This window comes from Amycolatopsis sp. NPDC051106 (assembly GCF_040682775.1).
Taxonomy (GTDB): Bacteria; Actinomycetota; Actinomycetes; order Mycobacteriales; family Pseudonocardiaceae; genus Amycolatopsis.
The window spans coordinates 62,886-68,913 of sequence record NZ_JBFBBQ010000049.1 but is presented as its reverse complement, the minus strand read 5'-3'; the positions used below and the strand labels follow the sequence as shown (position 1 = coordinate 68,913).

Here is a 6,028-nt window from a genome sequence, read left to right as displayed (position 1 = left end):
TTGCGCAGCATGATGTAGAACGGCAGCAGGAAGATCAGCGACAGCACCGAAGCCACGGCCGCGTCGCCCGCGCGCGAGGCGGGCCAGGGGCCGGGAGCGACGCCGGAATGCGGGGCCGCCGCACCCATGTGCGCCGGCCCTCCGCCGATGACGATTCGTCGTGAGAAGTTCGCGGCTCGCCCCGCGGACGTTCCCCGAACACACAGGGAGCGACGCACGATGACCACGTTCCAGATCGAGCAGACCCCCGACGGACCCGGCGTGGCCGCGGGGCCCCCGCTCAAGTTCGTCCTGTCCAGCGTCCAGTCCGACTCGCACATGTGGAACCTCGTCGCCCTCCAGCTGATCATGGAGGAGATGGGGCACGAGGTGGTCAACCTCGGCGCCTGCGTCCCGGTGGAGCGGCTGCTGGCCGCGTGCCGCGCCGAGCGGCCGGACTGCCTGGTGATCAGCACCATCAACGGCCACGGCCACGTCGACGGCGCCCGGGTGATCTCCGCCCTGCGCGCCGACACCGGCCTGGCCGGCCTGCCCGCCGTCATCGGCGGCAAGCTCGGCGTCCAGGGCGATGCCAACGCCGAGCTGGAGACCGAGCTGCTGGCGCTGGGCTACGACGCGGTGTTCCACGTCGGCGCCGGTGACTCCGGCCAGGCGATCGAGTCGTTCCGCGAGTTCGTCGCGGCGAACGTCCGGACCTTGCGGTGACCGCTGCCCGGTCGGTGTTCAGCAGCTTCGTGGCCGAGCACCGGCGCCGCCGGACGCTGCTCGTCCAGCCGCGCATGGGGTTCTCCGACCCCGCCACGATGCGCCGCGGGCTGCGCGCGGTCGCCGACGCCGGCGTGCCGGCCGTCGGCACCGTGACCCTGGACAGCTACACCCGCACCGGGCAGCACGACCTCGCCGCCATGTCGATCGCCTCCGGTGTCCCGCTCAACGGCTACCCGCTGGTGGCGCTCGGCCCCGCCGCCACCGCCGAACTGGTGGACGGCCTGTACGGCCCGCGCTTCCCGGTCCAGGTGCGGCACGGGTCGGCGCAGCCCGAGGACATCTTCGCCGCGATGCTCGAAGCCGGGCTCGACGCCTCCGAAGGCGGGCCGGTGTCCTACTGCCTGCCCTACAGCAGCGTGCCGCTGCGGACGGCGGCGAAGTCGTGGTCGCGCTCGGCGTCGCTGCTGGCCGGGCAGGCCGTCGAGTGTCATCTGGAGAGCTTCGGCGGCTGCATGCTCGGCCAGCTGTGCCCGCCGGGGCTGCTCGTCGCGCTGTCGGTGCTGGAGTGCCTGTTCTTCGCCGAGCACGGCGTGCGCAGCGTGTCGGCCAGCTACGCGCAGCAGACCAACCCGGAGCAGGACGCCGAAGCGCTGTGGGCGATGCGGCGGCTCTGCGCCGAAGAACTGTCCACTGTGGACTACCACGTGGTGCTCTACACCTACATGGGGCTCTTCCCGGAGTCCGCGGCCGGGGCCCGGGAGCTGGTCGCCGAGAGCGTCCGGCTGGCCGTGCGCACCGGCACCGAGCGGCTGATCGTCAAGACCACCGCGGAAGCGCACCGGATCCCGACCGTCGAAGAGAACGTCGAGGCCCTGCGGCTGGCCCACGCCACCGCCCTGGACCAGCCCGCCCCGGCCGCGCCCACATCAGAGGACACCGAGGTGTACGCGCAGGCGCGGCGGCTCGTCGACGAGGTGCGTTCGCTCGCCCCGACGCTGACCGAGGCCCTGCCGGCGGCGTTCGAACGCGGCCTGCTCGACGTCCCGTACTGCCTGCACCCCGACAACGGCGGCGAAACCCGGTGCGTGCTCGACGACGAAGGCCGCCTGCAGTGGTGGCACACCGGCCGGATGCCGCTGCCGCCCGCGCTGGGCGGCCGCCGCGGCCACGACCGGGTCAGCGCGACCCGGCTGCTCGCCGACCTGTCCTACCACCGCCGAAGGCTCGACCCGGTCCTGTCCTGATCCGTCCCGACCAGCTGGGAGTGAGAACGCCATGGAGTACACCGATCCGCCGGACCCGCGTACGCACCTGACCTCGGAGACCACGCGGCACGTGCTGGGCCTCCAGCACAAGATGCTCACCGAGGCGCGCGCGTTCCTCGGCGCCCGGGGCTTCACCGAGCTGCTGCCCCCGGTGATCGGTCCCGTCACCGACCCCGGCGGCCGCGGCGCGAAGCAGGTCGACGTCGATTTTTACGGCCACCGGTACAAGCTGATGACCAGTGCGATCCTGTACAAGCAGGCGTCGCTGCTGGGCTTCCCGAAGATCTTCTACGTCGCACCGAACGTGCGGCTGGAACCGCTGGAGACGGCGAACACGAGCCGGCACCTGGCCGAGTTCCACCAGCTCGACGTCGAAGTCGCCGGGGCGTCCCGCGACGACGTGCTCGACCTGCTGCAGGACCTGGTGGCGCACGTGGTGCGCCGCGTGGTCGAGGACGCCGGCGACGTGCTGGAGGCGCTCGGCCGCGACTCGGGCGCGTTCGCCGACCTGCTCGGCGGCGCGTTCGGCCGGCTGTCGCACACCACCGCCGTCGAGACCCTGCGCGAGCTCGGGCACCCGCAGAGCGCGGACGCCGAGATCGACTGGGCGGGCGAGGCGATCCTGTCGGAGAAGCACGCGCGGCCGTTCTTCCTCGTCGACTACCCGAAGGGCTCGCGCGGGTTCTACGACCGCGAAAGCGTTTCCACGCCGGGAGTCCTGCGCAACTTCGACCTCATCGCGCCGGAGGGCTACGGCGAGCTGTGCAGCGGCAGCGAGCGCGAGCACGACTACGGCCGGATCGTCACGCGGATGCGGGAGACGGGCGAGAACCCGGCGAAGTACGCGTGGTACCTCGACCTGGTCCGATCCGGGATTCCGGCGAGCGCGGGCTTCGGCCTGGGGGTGCAGCGGTTCACGCGGTACGTCGCCGGGCTGGACGCGGTGTGGCAGGCGACGGCGTTCCCGAAGCTGCCGGGGGTGGTCTCGCCGTGACCGCGTTGCACGCCGGGGGTTTCCCGGAGGACCTCGTCCGGGAGCGGGCCCTGCACGGTGTCTCGGCGGTGTTCCCGCCTGCTTCGGAGTACGGGACTTCGTTGTTCGGCGACGCTTCTTCTCTTTCGTCGGACGTCTTGGACGAGGCGCGGCTGGTCCCGCCGGTGTTCGTGCCGCGGCGGCTGGAGAAGCTGATCGAGCTGGGCCGCGAGCCGCTCTACGGTGACGTCTCGCTTTCGACGTCGATCGGCGGTTTCGAGTCTTCGCTGCCGCTGTACCTGTCGGCGTTCGGGTCGACGCAGGTCGCGGGGGCCGGCTTGGGTGCGGCGGCAGCGGCGCAGGCCGCGCGGCTCGGCATCCCGATGGTGATCGGCGAGAACGTCGTCCCGGTGCACGGCCACGGCCGCGCCGGCGGCGAGTCGGCCGGGACGCTGCTGGAGCGGATGCGGGCGTACGCGGACGCGGTGCCCGACGGGCTCGGCGGCGTCGTCGTCCAGCAGAGCACCGAGGACGCCGACGCGGAGGTGTGGAACCTCGTGTATTCGGACCCGTCGGCGGCGCCCTTGCTGGAGTCGGGGCGGCTGGCGTTCGAGCTGAAGGTCGGGCAGGGCGCGAAGCCGGGGCTCGGCGGGATGACCCTGGTCGACCCTTCGGTGGCGGCTTCGCTGGCTTCGCAGTACGCGGTGGATCTTTCCCTGGGCTCGCGGGTGCTGCGGAGCAGTTCACCGGGGACATTCACCGACGAGATCCTCCGGCAGCAAATCCGCTTGATGCGCAACAACTTCCCGCGGGCCGGGGTGTGGGTGAAGCTCCCACCCGGCCGCGACGTGGGTGCCGCGGCTTCGGTGGCGTGGTCGGCGGGCGCGTCGGCGGTGACGGTCGACGGGGCCGAGGGTGGCTCGGGCTGGGCTCCATTGTCTTTCGCGTCGGTCGGGCTGCCGCTGGCGGAGTGCCTGACGCGGATCGGCACGCCGGCCGGCTGCCTGCTGGCCTCGGGCCGCATGTGGGAGGGGACGCGGGTGGCGAAGGTCCTGGCCCTGGGAGCCCGCGCGGCGGGCCTGGGCCGGGCGGCGCTGCTGGCGGTGGACACGGACCCGGTTTCCGGCCTGGTCCGGTTCGCCGAGGCGCTGGCGCTGGAGCTGCGGATGCTGCTGAGCGCGCTGGGCCAGTACCGCGCGGACGCGCTGACGCCCGAGGACGTGTGGTTCCCGGGTCAGGCGGACCGGGTGCGAGAGCAGGTGCTGTCATGACGCGCGGCTTCGCGGGTCCGAAGGTCTTGAATGAGTCATTCAGGACCTCCGAAGACCTGAATGACTCATTCAAGACGGCTGGCGCGCCGGGGATCGGCGGTGCGTCGTGACTGCCGTCGACGAGCCGCGCGCGGCGATGGAGTTGGACGGCGCTGCCGGGCTGGGCAGTGCGAGCGGGCTGGGCGCTGCGGCGGCCGAACCGTGCCTCGCGGCCGAGACGAGAGCTGCCGCGGACCGGGCCGGAGCCTTCGCGGCCGAGCCCGCCACCGCGGCCGACAAGGTTGCCGCTGAAGGCGAACTCGCTTCCGCGAGCAAGCTCGCAACCAAGCTCGCCGCCGCCGCAGGCAAGGCTGCCGCCGCAGGCGAACTCGCCTCCGGGGCCGCCGAACCTGCTGCCACCGGTGCAGGTAAGGCTCTTCCCGCGCCGTTCCTCGGTCTCGTCCTCGCCATGGGGCTGTCCTCCTTCGGGGACGCCGTCTGGCTGATCGCCCTCTCACTCACCCTCGTCGGCACCGCCGGACCGGCCCTCGCCGGACTGGTTCTCGCCCTCGGCTCCCTCCCGAAGGTCCTCACCCTCCTCGTCGGCGGCGCCGTCGCCGATCGGACCGGGCCGAGGCGGGTGCTCGTCACCACCGACCTCGTCCGCGCCGGGGCCATGCTCGCCGGGGCCGCCGCCGTCTTCGTCGTCGGGCCCCAGCTGCCGCTGCTCGCCGGGCTCATCGTCGTCATGGCGGTCGCCAGTGCCTTCTTCATCCCGGCCTCCGATGCGCTGCGGCCGAACCTGCTGCCGCCCGAACACCTCGTGCGTGGCAACGCCGTCTACCTCGCCGCCGTGCGTGGGGGGCAGGCCGCCGGTGGGGCGCTCGGGTCGTGGCTGGCGGGGCTCGGCGGGCTCGTCGTCGTCGCCGTCGTCAACGGCGTCAGCTTCGGGATCTCCGCCCTCGCCGCCGGCAACACCAAGACCCTGAGCAGCAAAGAACCCCGGGAACGCGTCAAGCTCAAGCAGCTCGGCACGGAAATCGGCGAAGGCTGCCGGTACGTCGCCCGCCGGCCCGCCCTGCGGACCGCCATGATCGTCACCGGCCTCCTCGAGCTCAGCGGGGCCGGCCCGATCAACCTCGGCCTGGTCCTCCTCGGCGGCACCCAGGGCGCCGGCTGGCTGCTCACCGCCATGACGCTCGGCGCGTCCCTCGCCTTCGTCGTCTCGGTCAAGTGGCCGCCCCGCGAGAAAGCCGGACGGCTCGCCACCGCGGGCCTCGCCGCCCAGGCCGGCTGCCTCGCCCTGCTGGCCACCGGGAACCTCGCCGTCGGCATCGCCGCCTTCTTCACCCTCGGCCTGGTCGCCGGGCTCACCGCGCTCGTGCTCGTGAGCCTCGCCCAGCGGTGGGCGACCCCCGAGATGCGCGGGCGCGTGATGTCGATCCTCGCGCTGTTCACCCTCGCCGCCACCCCCGTCGGCAACCTGCTGATCGGCGTGCTGACCGAGGCGATCGGCGTCCCGCTCACCATGTTCGCCCACGCCGCGGTCGCGCTCGTCGCGCTCGCCCTGCTCGTCGCCACCCCGGCACTCGGCCGGGCCGCCCTCACAGAGGAGAAGAAGTCATGACCAACCCCTTCGAAGACGAGAACGGCACCTTCCTGGTCCTGGTCAACGCCGAGAACCAGCACTCGCTCTGGCCGTCCACTGTGGACGTCCCGGCCGGCTGGCGCACCGTGCACGGCGAGGACACCCGCGCCGCGTGCCTGGAGTACGTCGAGACGCACTGGACCGACCTGCGCCCGGCGAGCCTCGTCGCCGCGATGCGCTGACC

The 6,028-nt window shown here is 72.7% G+C and carries 6 protein-coding genes; all 6 read left to right on the top strand.

Features of this window, described 5'->3' with window-relative positions; genetic code table 11:
• The first annotated feature begins 219 nt into the window (after positions 1-219).
• The 6 genes from AB0M83_RS30685 (at position 220) to AB0M83_RS30660 (ending at position 6,026) form a co-directional block, all read left to right on the top strand.
• Entirely contained in the window at positions 220-705 is a 486-nt protein-coding gene (locus tag AB0M83_RS30685) for a cobalamin-dependent protein (RefSeq protein ID WP_364522061.1), read from the top strand.
• Positions 702-1,952, top strand: a complete 1,251-nt coding sequence (locus AB0M83_RS30680) for a methylaspartate mutase (RefSeq protein ID WP_364522059.1) — start codon at positions 702-704, stop codon at positions 1,950-1,952. The genes AB0M83_RS30685 and AB0M83_RS30680 overlap by 4 nt, the downstream gene beginning before the upstream one ends.
• A 31-nt stretch (positions 1,953-1,983) precedes the next feature.
• Positions 1,984-2,967 (top strand): asparagine synthetase A, encoded by a 984-nt coding sequence (locus AB0M83_RS30675; protein ID WP_364522057.1) that lies wholly within the window; start codon positions 1,984-1,986, stop codon positions 2,965-2,967.
• On the top strand, positions 2,964-4,217 hold the full coding sequence (locus AB0M83_RS30670) for a glutamate synthase-related protein (RefSeq protein WP_364522055.1): 1,254 nt from the start codon (positions 2,964-2,966) through the stop codon (positions 4,215-4,217). Before AB0M83_RS30675 ends, AB0M83_RS30670 begins: the two co-directional genes overlap by 4 nt.
• A 106-nt stretch (positions 4,218-4,323) precedes the next feature.
• Positions 4,324-5,823, top strand: a complete 1,500-nt coding sequence (locus AB0M83_RS30665; protein ID WP_364522053.1) for an MFS transporter — start codon at positions 4,324-4,326, stop codon at positions 5,821-5,823.
• Positions 5,820-6,026: an MbtH family protein gene (locus tag AB0M83_RS30660; protein ID WP_360667785.1), complete on the top strand. Its 207-nt coding sequence runs from the start codon at positions 5,820-5,822 to the stop codon at positions 6,024-6,026. The genes AB0M83_RS30665 and AB0M83_RS30660 overlap by 4 nt, the downstream gene beginning before the upstream one ends.
• Positions 6,027-6,028: the final 2 nt, after the last annotated feature.